This window comes from Methylophaga sp., assembly GCF_030651745.1.
Window position 1 is genome coordinate 21,472 of record NZ_JAUSCC010000141.1, and the last position, 14,091, is coordinate 35,562.

Genomic DNA, 14,091 nt, shown 5'->3' on the forward strand with positions numbered 1-14,091 from the left:
CCTTAGCGGCAGAAATGCCGAAAGCACCGAAAGTGTGAATCACAATCAGTGTAAGGATTTCTGAAACCGGCCAAACGAAAAATCAGTGCAGCAAAGCCACTGCTTTATAAAGCTCTACTTAATCCTGAACTCTTCCAGTTTGCGACCCTGGTTCAATTCTTCTACCAACCATAACGGACGTTTACCAAAGCCTTTCCAGGTTTTTTGCGGGTCTTGTGGATGACGATATTTATCGGCACTCTCCGCACGCGGTTTACGTGCTCCAGATAAACCTACCCGCATATTTTTAGCCACCGCTGTTAACGCTTCTGCCGGAGTCACTTTTTTTTCTTTTGCTAAGGCTCTTACAGCATCCGCAACGGCAACAACATCATTGTCTTTGCTATTCAGTTCAGTAACTTTTTTGGTTTTCAATTTTTTAATTTGTTTTTTTGACTGACTTATCAGTTTTTGTAGTTCTTGTTCTGAAAGTTTTTCAAGTTGCAAAGCAGATAAAGTACTCATCACATTACCTTTTATTTAAAACATATAAAAACGGAATAATAACAATATTAGTAATTTTGTCTATTTTGAAAACTTTTTAATTTCCGGCAGACATTAGTACTTTATATTTTGCATAAAGCTGATCATGACTTTCAACGTTATCAGGATCTTTAGGAATACAATCAACCGGACAAACTTCTACACATTGCGGCGTATCAAAATGCCCAACACATTCTGTACACAAAGCAGGATCAATTTCATAAATCTCCTCGCCTTGAGAAATAGCTCCGTTTGGACACTCCGGTTCACATACATCACAATTAATGCATTCATCAGTAATAAACAGAGACATGATTTACTCCGGTAACTCTAACTATAAATGGTCATAAAACCGACAAATTCTAACGCGACTATTTCTTCACTGCCAGTTGCTGTTTTAATGCTTCTTGCACACACGGTGCGACAAATTGAGAAACATCACCACCTAAAGCAGCAATTTGTCTCACCAGACTGGACGAAATAAAGGTAAATTGTTCGGCAGGCGCTAAAAATAAAGTTTCAACTTCCCACTGTAAACGCCGATTAATTGCGGCAAGTTGCACTTCGTATTCAAAATCCGAAACGGCGCGCAATCCCCTAATAATCACTGACGCATTGCGTTGCATTGCATAATCGACTAACAAACCATCAAAACTGGTAATTTCTATATTCGGCAAATCCACTAAGGTTTGTTTGGCTAATTCCAATCGTTGTTCTATTGAAAATACCGGCTTTTTACCGGTATCTGCGGCGACTGCAACAATCACTTTTTCAAATAAACGACTGGCCCGTTGAACCAAATCAGTATGACCATGGGTAATAGGATCAAATGTTCCGGGATAAATAGCGGTTATTGACATGCCAAAACCTTATTGCATTGCAAATAAACAATATCTTACATCACCCGCTTGTTTATCTTTAATTAAATGCCAGTTTTCGGGAAGCTGTTCTACATTTTGATATTTATTAGATTCCAGATAGACCAGACTGTTTTTATGTAACAGTTTTCTTTCTGTTAATAAATTCGCCACTTCAGACCATAAATTTGCCTGAAACGGTGGATCGATAAACACAATATCGTAGGCGTTGCTGGAATTATTTAGAAATTGCTGGGCAGGTTGTCTGAATAATGCACATTGCTCAGCAGCTAACATTGTTTTATTGGCTTGCAACTGTTTATAAGCTTGTAGATCCAGCTCAATCATATCGACTTTTTCTGCGCCTCTTGAGGCAGCCTCAAAACCCAAGGCGCCACTGCCACTGAACAGATCAATACAAATCGCTCCCGGTAAATGCGGTTGCAACCAATTAAACAAGGTTTCCCGAATACGATCTGGTGTAGGTCTTAATCCTTCTACATCGGGGAAAGCCAACCGTCTTCCCCGCCATTGACCACCGATAATACGTACCGATTGACGTGTTGATTTATTCAGCTTCGCCACCCACCAGAATTGTGACCATTTTTTGTGGATGAATACGTTTTTTATAAGCCGCTTTTATTTGTTCGATCGTCACGGCATCCACTCTTTCATTAAAGGTATCCAAATGATTCAGTGGCAGGTTGTAAAAACCAATCATCGCCAGATAATCGGCAATCTTACTGTTGCTATCCAGACGCAAAGCAAAGCCACCGGTAATGTTTTTCTGGGCGGCATTGAGCTGTTCAGCTGTTGGTCCTTTTTCAACAAAGTCCGCTAGGGTTTGTTTCAACACTTCCAGCGCCTGCTCAGCCTGATCGTTACGGGTTTGCAAGCCAAACTGGTAAGGCCCGGCCTCTCGCATCGGTCTGAAGAAACTGTAAGCGCTATAAGATAAGCCGCGTTTCTCACGAATTTCATTACTGATAATTGAGACCAGCCCGCTGCCACCTAAAATATGATTACCCACATACAGCGGAAAGAAATCTGCATCATCGCGAGTTAATCCCGGTTGCCCCATCAAAATCGTAGTCTGACTGGAAGGATAAGGTAAACGTACTTCCTGAGCCGTTTCAAGTGGAGCCACTTTGGGGAGCGCAGCTGCCTTGGTGCCAGTCGGCAAGCTTGCAGAAATTGTTTCAGCCAAAGCTTTTGCCTGGTTAGTATCAGCATCACCCACCATAACCAATACTGCATTACTGGCCACATAATATTGTTTATAAAACTGCTCCAAATCAGCAATGGTTATTTCATTTACTGAAGTTTCAGTACCAATTGGCATCGCCGCATAAGGGTGATTAGCAAATAATTGCTGATAAAAAGCGCGATCAGCCATCGCTGAAGGTGACTGTTTTTCACCCTGCAAGCTGGTTTTCATTTGATTGATAAGTCTTGCAAACGAATCTTCAGGAAAGCTGGGCTGGCTAATCACTTCAACAAAGGTATCAATTGCAGGTTGCAATGCATCTGTTTTGGATAATGTCCGTAAACTGAATACCGCCATATCCCGTTCTGATTCAGATTTGAATTCAGCCCCCACATCATCAAACGCCGTAGCGATAGCATCTGTGTCTTTATTTTTTGTGCCCTGATTCAGCATTGAACTGGTTAACAATGCCACCCCACCCTTTGGATCACGTGCAGCACCGGCATCAAATACCAGACGAATATCCAGCATGGGCAGTTGCTTTGCTTCAACAAAATAAACTTGCGTACCATTAGCTGTTTGCCAGTTTTCTATTTGTGGACTGGCAACTGCTGAAGTAGCTAATAAGAGCCCCGCTATTGAGGCAATGAACTTAACGAGCATGTGGATCTCCCGAAGTAGGACGTGGTGTTGCATTGTCTGTAGCCACTGGAATCAATTCGGCAATGGTCAGGCCATCTTCAATAAAATATTTTGCAGCTACTTGCTGGACTTGCTCGGCAGTGATTGCACTAATTTTATCGGAGTAACTGTCAACCAAACGCCAATCCAAGCCTACAGTTTCAAGCATGCCTAATTGCATGGCTTGATAAAACACACTGTCGAGTTGATAAACAGAGCTGGCGATTACCTGTGTTTTAACGCGCTGCAACTCAGCCTCGGTGACCTGTTCAGTTTTAACTTTATCGAGCTGTTCAAATACAGCCTGTTTCACCTCTTCGACAGTTTTGCCTTGAGCAGGTGTGGCTGCAATCGTGAAGATGTCATCCAACCGGGAAAATGCGTTGTTATAGGCGCTGACACCGGCGGCAACTTGTTGACCACGAATCAGTTCACGTGAAAAACGGCTGCTGGCTCCACCATCCAGAATGCCAGCCAGGACATCTAATGCATAAGGCTCCCACTCTTCTTCAGCGGTGGTCACCACCGGCACTTTCCACCCCATCATCAGATAAGGTAATTCAGCTGGTGCTTTCAGTTGTAATGTTCGGAGGCCGCGTTGTGGCACTTCAACCTGTGGTTTAACAGTTGCCAGTTGCTCAGGCGCCAGAGGACCAAAATATTTCTTTGCCAACTGGTAAACCTCATCCGGCACAACGTCGCCAACGACGACAACCGTAGCGTTATTCGGCGCATACCACATTTGATACCATTTACGCAGATCATCGGGATCGTAATGGTTAATATCATTCATCCAGCCAATGACCGGGTGATGATAAGGGCTGTTCATAAAGGCCATTGCGTTCATGGCTTCGCGCAATAATGAACGTGGGTTGTCATCGGTACGCATACGCCGCTCTTCGGCGACCACTTCCCGTTCTTTCAGTAATTCAGCATCATCGATAATCAGTTTGCGCATTCTTTCTGCTTCAAGCCGGAAACTGATTTCCAATCTTTCTTTTTCCAAGGTCTGGAAATAGGCTGTGTAATCACGCCCGGTGAACGCATTTTCAGAACCACCATTTTCGGCAATAATGCGTGAGAATTCATTTGGTCCCAGATTCTCTGTCCCCTTAAACATCATGTGTTCGAGGATGTGGGAAATACCAGTGATACCATTGTGCTCGTAACTCGAACCGACTTTGTACCAGACCTGAGAAACCACCACAGGTGCTCTGTTATCCGGTTTAACCAATAATTTGAGTCCATTGTCCAGCTGATATTCACTGACTTGTGCAAAGCCAATAACAGGCACTATCAGCAGCGCCCAAACAAGTTTTTTTAAGTTGCGCATCTGCATCTCACAATTGATGACATGATAAGATTAATAATCGAACACTAACGACAAACCGAGAATATGTTTAGTTTCCTCAGAAAAAAAGCCAAACCCAGCGAAAACAACAGCGAGCAAGCAAACCTCACTGATCAGCAGTCAGCCGCACATGATGCGGAAATTACCGCAGATACTCAAGTTGCCGACATTTCAGCTAAACCAAGTTTTTTTGGTCGTCTTAAACAAGGACTGAGTCGCAGCAGCTCAAAACTGACCGAAGGTTTTGCCGACTTGGTACTGGGCAGAAAAACCATTGACGATGATCTGCTGGAAGAGTTGGAAACTCAATTACTCAGTGCAGACCTCGGTATTGAAGCCACTCAAACAATTATTAATGATCTGACGCAGCGCGTAGCCCGTAAACAGCTGAATGATCCAGAGGCCCTGTTTGCTGCAATGCATGCCGATATGGTCGACATTCTTAAACCTGTATCCAAACCATTACAGATTCAATCCACCTCAGGTCCTTTTGTCATCTTAATGGTCGGCATTAATGGTGTCGGCAAAACCACAACTATTGGCAAACTGGCCAAACAATTTCAATTACAGGGCAAAAAAGTGATGTTGGCGGCAGGTGACACATTTCGTGCCGCGGCTGTCGAGCAATTACAGGTTTGGGGTGAGCGCAACCAGATCCCAGTAATTGCCCAGCAAAACGGAGCGGACTCTGCATCGGTTATTTTTGATGCGTTGCAAGCCGCCAAAGCGCGGCAGGTGGATATTCTGATTGCTGATACGGCGGGTCGTTTACATACTCAATCCAACTTGATGGAAGAACTCAAAAAAGTAAAACGTGTGATGGCAAAGCTGGATGCCAATGCACCACATGAAATCATGCTGGTGTTGGATGCAGGTACTGGACAGAATGCGTTATCTCAAGCTGAACAATTTCACCAGGCCATAGGCTTGACAGGTATTACCCTGACGAAATTGGATGGAACCGCTAAAGGCGGAATCATTTTTGCCATAGCCAAAAAAATTGGCTTACCCATTCGTTACATTGGTGTTGGTGAAAGCATTGATGATTTACGAACCTTTGAAGCGGAAGATTTTGTTGATGCCTTACTTGGTCGTGAAACCACACAATGATACGTTTTGAACAAGTTTATAAACGCTACGAAAGCCAGCATGAAGCGCTCTCCGGCTTAAGCTTTGAGTTGCTGTCCGGTGAAATGGCTTTTTTAACGGGACACTCAGGTGCCGGTAAAAGTACCTTATTGAAACTGATTGCTTTGATTGAGCGCAGCTCACATGGTCAGGTCATCGTTAACAATCAGAATCTGAACCGGCTGCCCAAATGGAAAATACCCTATTACCGTCGCAAAATAGGTCTGGTCTTTCAGGACCATAACCTATTGCATGACCGAACGGTGTTTGACAATGTTGCCTTGCCTTTAATCATTGCTGGTGAAAACCATCGTGAAATTGGGCGTCGGGTTCGTGCTGCCTTGGATAAAGTCGGTTTACTTGGTAAAGAGCGCAGCCTGCCGATTGCTTTGTCGGGCGGTGAACAACAACGCGTTGGTATCGCAAGAGCAGTAGTCAATCGACCACCGGTATTGTTAGCAGATGAGCCCACCGGGAACCTGGATCCGGAATTATCCCGAGAAATTATGCATTTGTTTGAACAGTTTAATCAGGTGGGTGTGACCGTGTTTATTGCCAGCCATGATCAAGATTTAATTAATCGGATGCCTTACCGTCGTATTACTCTGCAGCACGGAAAACTTGCTGAAAATCATTCATGAAACTATTTAATATTCATAACTACCTGCTTCGCCACGCGCAGGTCATGCTCTCCAGTCTTGGCGAATTATGGCGACAACCAGTGGCCACCACCATGACCTTACTGGTGATCGGAATCGCTTTATTATTACCTGCCGGTTTGTATGTCATTTTGAAAAATGTCGAACAAGTCAGTGGTGAATGGCAGCATGCTAATCGCATTTCATTATTTTTACAGAATGAGATGTCTGATAAGCGTGGTGAACAACTGGCTGAGCAGCTTCTCACCTGGCCAGACATTACCGAAGCCTCTTTTCAATCAGCGCAACAGTCATTAAATGAGTTTCGCGAAATCTCCGGCTTAAAGAGTCTGCTGGACACGTTACCTAAAAACCCATTACCTGCAGTCATCATTATCGAGCCTGAAGAAAATCAGCCTCAGGAAGCGACAGAAGCACTGCTGGAGAGACTGGCAGCATTACCTGAAGTGGACTTAGCCCAACTTGATATGCAGTGGCTGCAACGCTTACGCAGTATTAATGAAACCGGCCAGCGTGGCATCACTATTCTGGCAATTTTATTATCGTTAAGTGTATTGCTGGTTATTGGCAACACCATTCGCCTTGCCATTCTTAATCGACAAACAGAAATCCGTGTTATTAAACTGGTGGGTGGTACTAATGCCTTTGTCAGACGTCCTTTCTTATATACCGGAATGTGGTATGGACTACTCGGCGGAGTATTGGCCTGGATAACCTTACTGATAAGTCTGCTTATTATCAGTGGCCCGATTGATGAATTGGCAGCGCTGTATGACAGCCAATTCAAACTAAGATGGTTTGCCGGACAAATGTTATTTGGTCTACCACTTTGTGGCTTATTGCTTGGTGTGATGGGTGCCTGGCTAGCCGTGAGTAGACATTTGAATGCAATTGAGCCAAGCTAGGCAGATAAAGAAACTTTCCATACCAATGGTATTCTAATAGGTACTTTTTATTATTCTATTTGGTAAAATGAAATCGGTTTTCTCAGGGAGAACGCATACATGACAACACATGCAGCCCAATATCAACTTGCCACTGCACCTATTGGCAATCTGGATGCATATACCAATCTTGTGCATCAAATTCCCGTCTTAACGGCTGAAGAAGAGCACGATTTAGCAACTCGCCTGCAACAACATGGTGATCTGGAAGCGGCACAGCGTCTGGTTCTGTCACATTTACGTTTTGTCGTTCGCATAGCCAAAGGCTACAGTGGTTATGGTTTGCCAGTTGCCGATCTGATTCAGGAAGGCAATATCGGTTTGATGAAAGCGGTAAAACGTTTTGACGTAGATAAAGGCGTACGCCTTGTTTCATTTGCCGTGCATTGGATTCGTGCAGAAATCCACGAATATGTCATTCGTAACTGGCGGATTGTTAAAATTGCCACCACCAAAGCGCAACGGAAACTGTTCTTCAATCTGCGTAGTGCCAAACAACGTCTTGGCTGGTTAAATCAGGATGAGATTGAAGCTGTCGCTGAAGATCTCGGTGTTACTGCGGCGAATGTTATTGATATGGAACGTCGGCTGGCGCAACCGGATACGTCTTTTGACTTACCCGCGGATAATGATGATGACGAATCCAGTTATTCACCAGCAGCGTATTTAGCTGCAGCAGATAACAGTGATCCATCGAAACAACTGGAACAAGATGATTATGCTGACTTTCAGCAACAGAAACTGGTGAATGCTTTAGCAACTCTGGATGAACGTAGTCGCGATATTATCAGCCAGCGCTGGTTACATGAGGATGACAAGGCTACCCTGCATACATTAGCCGAGCAGTATCAGGTCTCTGCTGAAAGGATAAGGCAAATTGAAAATAATGCGATGAAAAAACTTCGCCTGTTAATGGACTAAATAACAATCACAAAAAAGCCCGCTAACCTCTCGGAAAGCGGGCTTTTTTTATTCAAACTTAACGTTCGAGCAAAGGTGTTTTGTTAGGTTTGCCATCCCACTCTTCAGCATCATCTAAAGGATCTTTTTTCTCGGATAAAACCGGCCATACCTGGGATAATTCCGCATTAATCTGCAGAAATTCCATTTGTTCATCCGGTAAATCATCCTCAGAAAAAATAGCTTCGGCAGGACATTCAGGTTCACATAAAGTGCAATCTATACATTCATCAGGATCAATAACCAAGAAGTTAGGACCTTCGTGAAAACAGTCTACTGGGCAGACATCAACACAATCAGTATATTTACATTTAATACAGTTTTCAGTGACAACAAAGGTCATGGTGAAATCTCCACAAATACATTTTTTACAGGCCAGACCTGTCAGAACGTTCGACATTCTACATGATTTACCACTGTTCTGGGCAATGAAGATAATTACGGTATGATCCGCTTCACGAACCAGATAAACCATCTGAAACAGGATGCTCCAATGATCAGAAAAATTTTTATTATCGCCGTATTTATCAGTGCTTTTGTGATCAGCACTGCTTTTGCCGCATTCAATATGCAAGCGGTGTCACTGGATCTGTTTTTTGTCGAATGGCAATTGCCTTTAGCCATCCTGTTAATTGCTGTCTTACTGCTGGGGCTGCTGATCGGAGCAACGTTGATTGGCCTCAGCACTATTCGCATACGTTATGAAAACCATCGTTTAATCAATAAATTACAAAATGCCGAACAAGAACTAAACAGCTTGCGAATCCTGCCGGTACGCGGTAACCACTAGGCCAACATAATGATGATGCAATGGTTATTTTTGTTATTGCCTGTCGCAGCAGTCTCGGGTTGGATTCTGGCCAAACGTCATTATCAACATCTTCCCCAAAAGCATGTTAAAGCGTTCAATCCAGAATATTTCAAAGGATTGAATTACCTGCTCAACGAGCAACCGGATAAAGCGATTGATGTGTTTATCGGCTTGCTTGAGGTGAATAGCGAAACAGTTGAGACACATCTGGCGTTAGCCAATCTTTTTCGCCGTCGCGGCGAAACTGAACGTGCCATTCGTATTCACCAAAATTTAATTGCCCGGCCAAGCTTGCACGGCGAACAACGTTTACAAGCCATGGTGGAATTAGGTCTCGATTATATGCATGCTGGTGTATTAGACCGTGCGGAGCACCTGTTTCTAGAATTATTACAGCAACCCAATCCACACCCGCAAGCAGCAAAACAATTAATGCGTATTTACCAGCAAGAAAAAAAATGGGCGCGGGCCATTGAAATGGGTAAACAGATTGATGCCAGTAAGACTGGACAGGTTAAACCATTGATCGCCCAATTTTACTGTGAACTTGCTGAACAGCATGCCAATCAGGATAGGCACGAAGCCTTTACCATGCTTAAACAAGCGTTATTTCAAGATGCCAATTGTGTTCGCGCCAGCCTGCTTGAAGCCAGGCTTTACCTCACAATAAACCAACCGCGTAAAGCTCTGGATGCGTTACAAAATATCGAACAGCAAAACCCCGCATTTCTTTCAGAAGCTTTGCCATATTGGTATAAGGCATATCAGCAGCTTGCGGATTTACCCGCATTGCGTGAAAAGTTATCTCAGCTGATAATCCGTCATCCAAACATGACCTCAGCCCGAATTATGCTGACCAATATTATTGTAGAGCTGGAAAACACCAAGGCCGCACAACAATTTCTCTACGAGCAATTACATCATCACCCTTCCGTTGAGGGGCTGCATACCCTGATTAAACTCGGTGAAAATAATCAAATCGCACTTATTCCGCTAATTGATCGGGTCACCCGCACTATGGTGGAAAAAGGTGATCGTTATACCTGTAAAAACTGCGGTTTTTCAGGTAAAACCATGCATTGGTTATGTCCAGGGTGTGCTAAATGGGGAACGGTCCGGCCCACAGAAATTCATCTTACTGCTTTGGAAAAATTATTGGATTCGGCTTCATGAGTAAAATACGTATCTATCACAACACACGCTGCAGCAAATCCCGCGAAACCCTGGCCTTGCTGGAAAATCAACAACACGATATCGAAATTATCGACTATCTGAATACACCACCGACAACAGACGAGTTAACAGTTGTTTTGCAGCTGCTTAACATGCGCCCAAGACAATTAATGCGCTCAAAAGAGACCCTCTATAAAGAACTTCAACTGGACAATGCCAAACTATCGGATCAACAACTGATAGAAATCATGTGTGCCAACCCGAAACTTATTGAACGTCCTATCGTCATTAAAGACGATCAAGCGATCATTGGCAGACCGCCAGAAGCCGTATTGAATATCCTTTGAGGACCCAGCATGCATGAGATTTTGATCCTCTATTACAGCCAGTCCGGTCAAGTTAAAGCAATGGCAGAACAAATTGCCCGTGGCGTGGAAAAACACACTAACTGTGTTGCCAGAATCAGAACCGTGCCTAAAGTCTCTAGTGTATGTGAAGCAACTGAAGCGGCAATTCCAGCCTCCGGACATCTTTACGCTACAACAGCCGATTTGCAGGAATGCGCCGGACTTATTGTTGGTAGCCCGACACGCTTTGGCAATATGGCTGCACCACTTAAATATTTTATCGATAGCACCAGTGATAGCTGGTTATCCGGCACTTTAAGTGGCAAACCTGCAGCGGTATTTACCTCTACCGGAAGTTTGCACGGTGGGCAGGAATCTACACTGTTATCGATGATGTTGCCGCTGTTACACCATGGCATGGTGATTAGTGGACTGCCTTATACCGAAGCCGCATTGATGACCACACAAACCGGTGGTACACCCTATGGGGCAAGTCATTTTGCGGGAGCGGATAATAAACGCTCACTGAGTCAGGAAGAAATTGACCTCTGCCAGGCATTAGGGCTGAGGGTTGCAGAACTCGCAGTAAGGCTGACCAAATGAAGTTAGTTCAAACCCTTAGAACAATATCCTTAATCAGTTTTTTTGGACTGATGGTTACTTTATTAATTTGGATTTTAGTTGCAGAACACAGTGAAAACTTTCCAGTGGCGGCTTGGTTGATTATTGGCGTAACGCCTTTATTGTTCCCGATGCGCGGTATTCTTTATGGCAAAACCTATACCCATGCCTGGGCCAGTTTTTTAATGTTGTTTTATATTGCACACGGCATTGGCGAACTTTACAGTCGGGATGCCGTTATCTGGTATCCATTGTTTGAAGTAATATTCAGCAGCAGTTTTTTTATTGCGGCGAATCTTTATGTTCGTACTTTAGGCAAATTGCGAAAGAACGCACAGACTTAATTTATAAATAATGTTGAAATGCTGTGTAAGATTTACCGGAGCGTCATATGAGTACTATTCCTGCCATACAATCAGCTTATCAAGGCATACAGAGCGGTATGCAAAGCATGAATAAAAATGCCTTTGCTGTGGCCAGTGAATCTACCAAAGGTGGCGATATGGTGACGCCGATGGTAAATATGAACAGCGATAAATTTCAAGTTCAGGCATCAGCCAAAGCGTTTCAAATCAGCTCTGATACTCTGGGTACGTTGCTCGATATCAAAGTCTGATTTTATCTTTTTTTGATTCTATTCCAGGTAATACTGGCGAAAAAAAGACATTTGACGCTACACTATCGTCGTTACTGACTGTGAAGCCCTATTTTGAGTTTACCCCCATACGTTGCGCTCAACGAAACCAGCATCCGCGAAGCGCTGAGTCCCGACATCCTTCAGCAAATTGATAGTCTTCAGGTTTTCTCTGAAGTCACTTCAACCAATGATATCCTCTGGAAAAAATCTCAAAGCGGAATAAACGGTATTGCCATATGCATGGCTGAGATGCAAACAGCGGGTCGTGGACGTCGCGGTAGCCAGTGGGTTTCTCCTGCTACGGGCAATATTTACCTGTCGATAATGCGTCCGCTCAACAGTGAATCGGTTCGAAACGGTCTGAGCATCGCGATAGGGATTGCCCTAATCAACACCCTTCGTGAACTTGGAATCGAAGACTTGCAACTGAAATGGCCTAATGATGTTTTACATAAGCGGCGTAAACTTGCAGGAATTCTTGTAGAATCACGTTACGGAAGCCAAAACTACGTTACCGTCGGCATCGGCTTGAACCTCTCACTACCGGACAATATACAGACTGCCATCCCTCAGCCCATTATCAGCCTGGAGCAACTTTGTAACCCGCTCCCCTGTCGCAATCGGCTGGCAGCTAAAATAATTCAAAATATGATTAAAACTTTAGAGCTATTTTCTCATCGTGGTCTTAATGACTTTTTGCCTTTATGGCCACAATATGATGCCTTGCATAATCAAGCCATCAATATCATCAGTGAAGACGGTCAATTCACCGCGCTTGCTTGTGGTATCAACGAACAAGGTGAATTACGTTATATGCGAGACCAGCAAGTAGCCTACTTGTCCAACAGCCACCTCAGTATCAGGTTTGCTTCATGATTTTATTAGTCGATATCGGTAACAGCCAGATTAAATGGACCACTATTCAGTCCAAAGTCTTGGCTGAATCTCAAAACTTTGCCCGACCAAAAACCGGCATTAAAGTAGCCTTGAATAAAGTCTGGAAAGCACTTGAGGGTATTGAGGCCATATTTGTCAGTAATGTGGCTGGCGAAAAAATTGCCACTCAGCTAAGCGAATGGACTGAAAAACAATGGCAGCTCAAACCCGTCTTTGTCCAAAGTGAGAAACGCCGTTTTGGTGTCACCAATGCCTACGATCAGCCTGAAACATTAGGTGTTGATCGCTGGTTAGCCATAGTTGCCGGCCGCCAGCATGCCAGAGAAGCCACCTGCATTATTGATTGTGGTACTGCCATTACTGTCGATATTGTCACTGAAAAAGGTCAGCACCAAGGTGGGCTGATTGTTCCCGGCTTATCGCTGATGAAACAAATGTTGACTGATAATACCGACGCATTAAGTAATGTTACACAAGAAAGTGAGTTCAATCTATTAGCCACTAATACGCATAGCGCCATTCAAGCCGGCACCTTGTATATGGTGTCCGCCACACTGGAAAACCTCATCACTGATTTACAACTGAATTTCAAAAACGAAATTCGCTTTCTGATTACCGGTGGTGATGCTGAAGAATTAATTCCCTTATTGCCACAACCGCTTATCCATGAGCCCGATTTGGTTCTGAAAGGTTTGGCGCAATATGCCAGACAATCCAACCATCGCAATCAGAATAAAACCGCAACAGAAACTGAATCATCGACAGACGAAAACCTAGACGAAGATTCAACGGCATTGCCAGAAAACGCGAACTGAGATAAGCTTTCGCCCCCTTATAGGAGAACTGGCCGAGTGGTTGAAGGCGCACGCCTGGAAAGTGTGTATAGGTTAATAGCCTATCGAGGGTTCGAATCCCTCGTTCTCCGCCAATTAAATAAATGCCATTAACAATTTTAAATTCAATTGGTTAGGCCATAGTCGCCATAACTAAATCCTCTCTCGCTTAAACCTATCACTTTACCCACGATTCATGCCCTAAAAAATCTTTTGTGCATGGATATGTTGGTTTATTCATTTTCATACCAAGTCATCTTTAAAATTCTCCTTTTTTATTGGTTCAATGCATGGCACTAAAGCCAAAAAAAGCATAGAATACCCAACTCTATGGTGGCCCAGCCGGTCTCCTCGCGACGATATGTTGGTTACCACGTCAGGCCCGGAAGGGAGCAGCGCAGCCATCGGACTCGGGCGCCGAGATTGGGCTGGTTTGGGTCACCACCCTTATGACCACATTGGG

19 protein-coding genes, 1 tRNA gene and 1 other RNA gene are annotated in these 14,091 nt (G+C 44.0%); 14 read left to right on the plus strand and 7 right to left on the minus strand.

The features are described 5' to 3' along the window. Positions 1-114 precede the first annotated feature (114 nt). The 6 genes from Q7V21_RS16285 to Q7V21_RS16310 form a co-directional block, all read right to left on the minus strand. Positions 115-504, minus strand: a complete 390-nt coding sequence (locus Q7V21_RS16285) for an H-NS family nucleoid-associated regulatory protein (protein ID WP_304918287.1) — start codon at positions 502-504, stop codon at positions 115-117. Positions 505-580: 76 nt separating this feature from the next. After that, positions 581-835, minus strand: coding sequence for a YfhL family 4Fe-4S dicluster ferredoxin (locus Q7V21_RS16290; protein ID WP_304918288.1), 255 nt, complete (start codon positions 833-835; stop codon positions 581-583). 58 nt (positions 836-893) lie between these two features. Next, positions 894-1,382 carry a pantetheine-phosphate adenylyltransferase gene (coaD, locus tag Q7V21_RS16295; RefSeq protein WP_304918289.1) on the minus strand — a complete coding sequence of 163 codons (489 nt, stop codon included), beginning with the start codon at positions 1,380-1,382 and terminating at the stop codon, positions 894-896. A gap of 9 nt (positions 1,383-1,391) precedes the next feature. Further along, positions 1,392-1,964 (minus strand): 16S rRNA (guanine(966)-N(2))-methyltransferase RsmD, encoded by a 573-nt coding sequence (rsmD, locus tag Q7V21_RS16300; protein WP_304918290.1) that lies wholly within the window; start codon positions 1,962-1,964, stop codon positions 1,392-1,394. Further along, positions 1,948-3,249 carry a pitrilysin family protein gene (locus Q7V21_RS16305; protein WP_304918291.1) on the minus strand — a complete coding sequence of 434 codons (1,302 nt, stop codon included), beginning with the start codon at positions 3,247-3,249 and terminating at the stop codon, positions 1,948-1,950. Before Q7V21_RS16305 ends, rsmD begins: the two co-directional genes overlap by 17 nt. Further along, entirely contained in the window at positions 3,239-4,600 is a 1,362-nt protein-coding gene (locus Q7V21_RS16310) for a pitrilysin family protein (protein ID WP_304918292.1), read from the minus strand. The genes Q7V21_RS16305 and Q7V21_RS16310 overlap by 11 nt, the downstream gene beginning before the upstream one ends. 63 nt (positions 4,601-4,663) lie before the next feature. On the opposite strand from Q7V21_RS16310, the gene ftsY reads away from it, so the two are divergent. The 4 genes from ftsY to rpoH all read left to right on the plus strand — a co-directional run bounded on the left by ftsY (position 4,664) and on the right by rpoH (position 8,270). After that, on the plus strand, positions 4,664-5,728 hold the full coding sequence (gene ftsY / locus Q7V21_RS16315) for a signal recognition particle-docking protein FtsY (protein WP_304918293.1): 1,065 nt from the start codon (positions 4,664-4,666) through the stop codon (positions 5,726-5,728). Beyond that, the gene (gene ftsE, locus Q7V21_RS16320) at positions 5,725-6,387 is read left to right on the plus strand and encodes a cell division ATP-binding protein FtsE (protein ID WP_304918294.1); all 663 of its coding nucleotides are present in this window, start codon (positions 5,725-5,727) and stop codon (positions 6,385-6,387) included. The genes ftsY and ftsE overlap by 4 nt, the downstream gene beginning before the upstream one ends. Next, the gene (gene ftsX / locus Q7V21_RS16325) at positions 6,384-7,310 is read left to right on the plus strand and encodes a permease-like cell division protein FtsX (RefSeq protein WP_304918295.1); all 927 of its coding nucleotides are present in this window, start codon (positions 6,384-6,386) and stop codon (positions 7,308-7,310) included. Before ftsE ends, ftsX begins: the two co-directional genes overlap by 4 nt. A 99-nt stretch (positions 7,311-7,409) precedes the next feature. Continuing rightward, positions 7,410-8,270 carry an RNA polymerase sigma factor RpoH gene (rpoH, locus tag Q7V21_RS16330; RefSeq protein ID WP_304918296.1) on the plus strand — a complete coding sequence of 287 codons (861 nt, stop codon included), beginning with the start codon at positions 7,410-7,412 and terminating at the stop codon, positions 8,268-8,270. A gap of 58 nt (positions 8,271-8,328) precedes the next feature. On the opposite strand, the gene fdxA is transcribed toward rpoH, so the two are convergent. After that, complete coding sequence (gene fdxA, locus Q7V21_RS16335) at positions 8,329-8,652, minus strand: ferredoxin FdxA (protein WP_069296830.1); 324 nt, start codon at positions 8,650-8,652, stop codon at positions 8,329-8,331. A gap of 150 nt (positions 8,653-8,802) precedes the next feature. On the opposite strand from fdxA, the gene Q7V21_RS16340 reads away from it, so the two are divergent. From Q7V21_RS16340 to ffs, 10 genes are all read left to right on the plus strand, one after another. Continuing rightward, positions 8,803-9,099, plus strand: a complete 297-nt coding sequence (locus Q7V21_RS16340; protein ID WP_304918297.1) for a lipopolysaccharide assembly protein LapA domain-containing protein — start codon at positions 8,803-8,805, stop codon at positions 9,097-9,099. 9 nt (positions 9,100-9,108) lie between these two features. Next, positions 9,109-10,293, plus strand: a complete 1,185-nt coding sequence (gene lapB, locus Q7V21_RS16345) for a lipopolysaccharide assembly protein LapB (RefSeq protein WP_304918298.1) — start codon at positions 9,109-9,111, stop codon at positions 10,291-10,293. Further along, positions 10,290-10,640: an arsenate reductase (glutaredoxin) gene (gene arsC / locus Q7V21_RS16350; RefSeq protein ID WP_304918299.1), complete on the plus strand. Its 351-nt coding sequence runs from the start codon at positions 10,290-10,292 to the stop codon at positions 10,638-10,640. Before lapB ends, arsC begins: the two co-directional genes overlap by 4 nt. Positions 10,641-10,649: 9 nt before the next feature. Then, positions 10,650-11,243, plus strand: a complete 594-nt coding sequence (gene wrbA, locus Q7V21_RS16355; protein ID WP_304918300.1) for an NAD(P)H:quinone oxidoreductase — start codon at positions 10,650-10,652, stop codon at positions 11,241-11,243. After that, positions 11,240-11,605, plus strand: a complete 366-nt coding sequence (locus Q7V21_RS16360) for a DUF2069 domain-containing protein (RefSeq protein ID WP_304918301.1) — start codon at positions 11,240-11,242, stop codon at positions 11,603-11,605. Before wrbA ends, Q7V21_RS16360 begins: the two co-directional genes overlap by 4 nt. A gap of 47 nt (positions 11,606-11,652) precedes the next feature. Beyond that, positions 11,653-11,877 carry a hypothetical protein gene (locus tag Q7V21_RS16365; RefSeq protein WP_304918302.1) on the plus strand — a complete coding sequence of 75 codons (225 nt, stop codon included), beginning with the start codon at positions 11,653-11,655 and terminating at the stop codon, positions 11,875-11,877. A gap of 93 nt (positions 11,878-11,970) precedes the next feature. Further along, positions 11,971-12,774 carry a biotin--[acetyl-CoA-carboxylase] ligase gene (locus Q7V21_RS16370; protein ID WP_304918303.1) on the plus strand — a complete coding sequence of 268 codons (804 nt, stop codon included), beginning with the start codon at positions 11,971-11,973 and terminating at the stop codon, positions 12,772-12,774. Continuing rightward, the gene (locus Q7V21_RS16375) at positions 12,771-13,610 is read left to right on the plus strand and encodes a type III pantothenate kinase (RefSeq protein ID WP_304918304.1); all 840 of its coding nucleotides are present in this window, start codon (positions 12,771-12,773) and stop codon (positions 13,608-13,610) included. The genes Q7V21_RS16370 and Q7V21_RS16375 overlap by 4 nt, the downstream gene beginning before the upstream one ends. 22 nt (positions 13,611-13,632) lie before the next feature. Continuing rightward, a tRNA-Ser gene (locus tag Q7V21_RS16380) sits at positions 13,633-13,723 on the plus strand. Between the two features lie 245 nt (positions 13,724-13,968). Then, positions 13,969-14,065, plus strand: an RNA gene (ffs, locus tag Q7V21_RS16385) — signal recognition particle sRNA small type. Positions 14,066-14,091: the final 26 nt, after the last annotated feature.

What these genes read in the sequence shown, in the direction of transcription:
- Q7V21_RS16285 (WP_304918287.1), bottom strand. Translation starts at nt 504, where the DNA reads ATGAGTACTTTATCTGCTTTGCAACTTGAAAAACTTTCAGAACAAGAA.
- Q7V21_RS16290 (WP_304918288.1), bottom strand. Translation starts at nt 835, where the DNA reads ATGTCTCTGTTTATTACTGATGAATGCATTAATTGTGATGTATGTGAA.
- coaD (WP_304918289.1), bottom strand. Translation starts at nt 1,382, where the DNA reads ATGTCAATAACCGCTATTTATCCCGGAACATTTGATCCTATTACCCAT.
- Q7V21_RS16305 (WP_304918291.1), bottom strand. Translation starts at nt 3,249, where the DNA reads ATGCTCGTTAAGTTCATTGCCTCAATAGCGGGGCTCTTATTAGCTACT.
- Q7V21_RS16310 (WP_304918292.1), bottom strand. Translation starts at nt 4,600, where the DNA reads ATGCGCAACTTAAAAAAACTTGTTTGGGCGCTGCTGATAGTGCCTGTT.
- ftsY (WP_304918293.1), top strand. Translation starts at nt 4,664, where the DNA reads ATGTTTAGTTTCCTCAGAAAAAAAGCCAAACCCAGCGAAAACAACAGC.
- ftsE (WP_304918294.1), top strand. Translation starts at nt 5,725, where the DNA reads ATGATACGTTTTGAACAAGTTTATAAACGCTACGAAAGCCAGCATGAA.
- ftsX (WP_304918295.1), top strand. Translation starts at nt 6,384, where the DNA reads ATGAAACTATTTAATATTCATAACTACCTGCTTCGCCACGCGCAGGTC.
- rpoH (WP_304918296.1), top strand. Translation starts at nt 7,410, where the DNA reads ATGACAACACATGCAGCCCAATATCAACTTGCCACTGCACCTATTGGC.
- fdxA (WP_069296830.1), bottom strand. Translation starts at nt 8,652, where the DNA reads ATGACCTTTGTTGTCACTGAAAACTGTATTAAATGTAAATATACTGAT.
- Q7V21_RS16340 (WP_304918297.1), top strand. Translation starts at nt 8,803, where the DNA reads ATGATCAGAAAAATTTTTATTATCGCCGTATTTATCAGTGCTTTTGTG.
- lapB (WP_304918298.1), top strand. Translation starts at nt 9,109, where the DNA reads ATGATGATGCAATGGTTATTTTTGTTATTGCCTGTCGCAGCAGTCTCG.
- arsC (WP_304918299.1), top strand. Translation starts at nt 10,290, where the DNA reads ATGAGTAAAATACGTATCTATCACAACACACGCTGCAGCAAATCCCGC.
- wrbA (WP_304918300.1), top strand. Translation starts at nt 10,650, where the DNA reads ATGCATGAGATTTTGATCCTCTATTACAGCCAGTCCGGTCAAGTTAAA.
- Q7V21_RS16360 (WP_304918301.1), top strand. Translation starts at nt 11,240, where the DNA reads ATGAAGTTAGTTCAAACCCTTAGAACAATATCCTTAATCAGTTTTTTT.
- Q7V21_RS16365 (WP_304918302.1), top strand. Translation starts at nt 11,653, where the DNA reads ATGAGTACTATTCCTGCCATACAATCAGCTTATCAAGGCATACAGAGC.
- Q7V21_RS16375 (WP_304918304.1), top strand. Translation starts at nt 12,771, where the DNA reads ATGATTTTATTAGTCGATATCGGTAACAGCCAGATTAAATGGACCACT.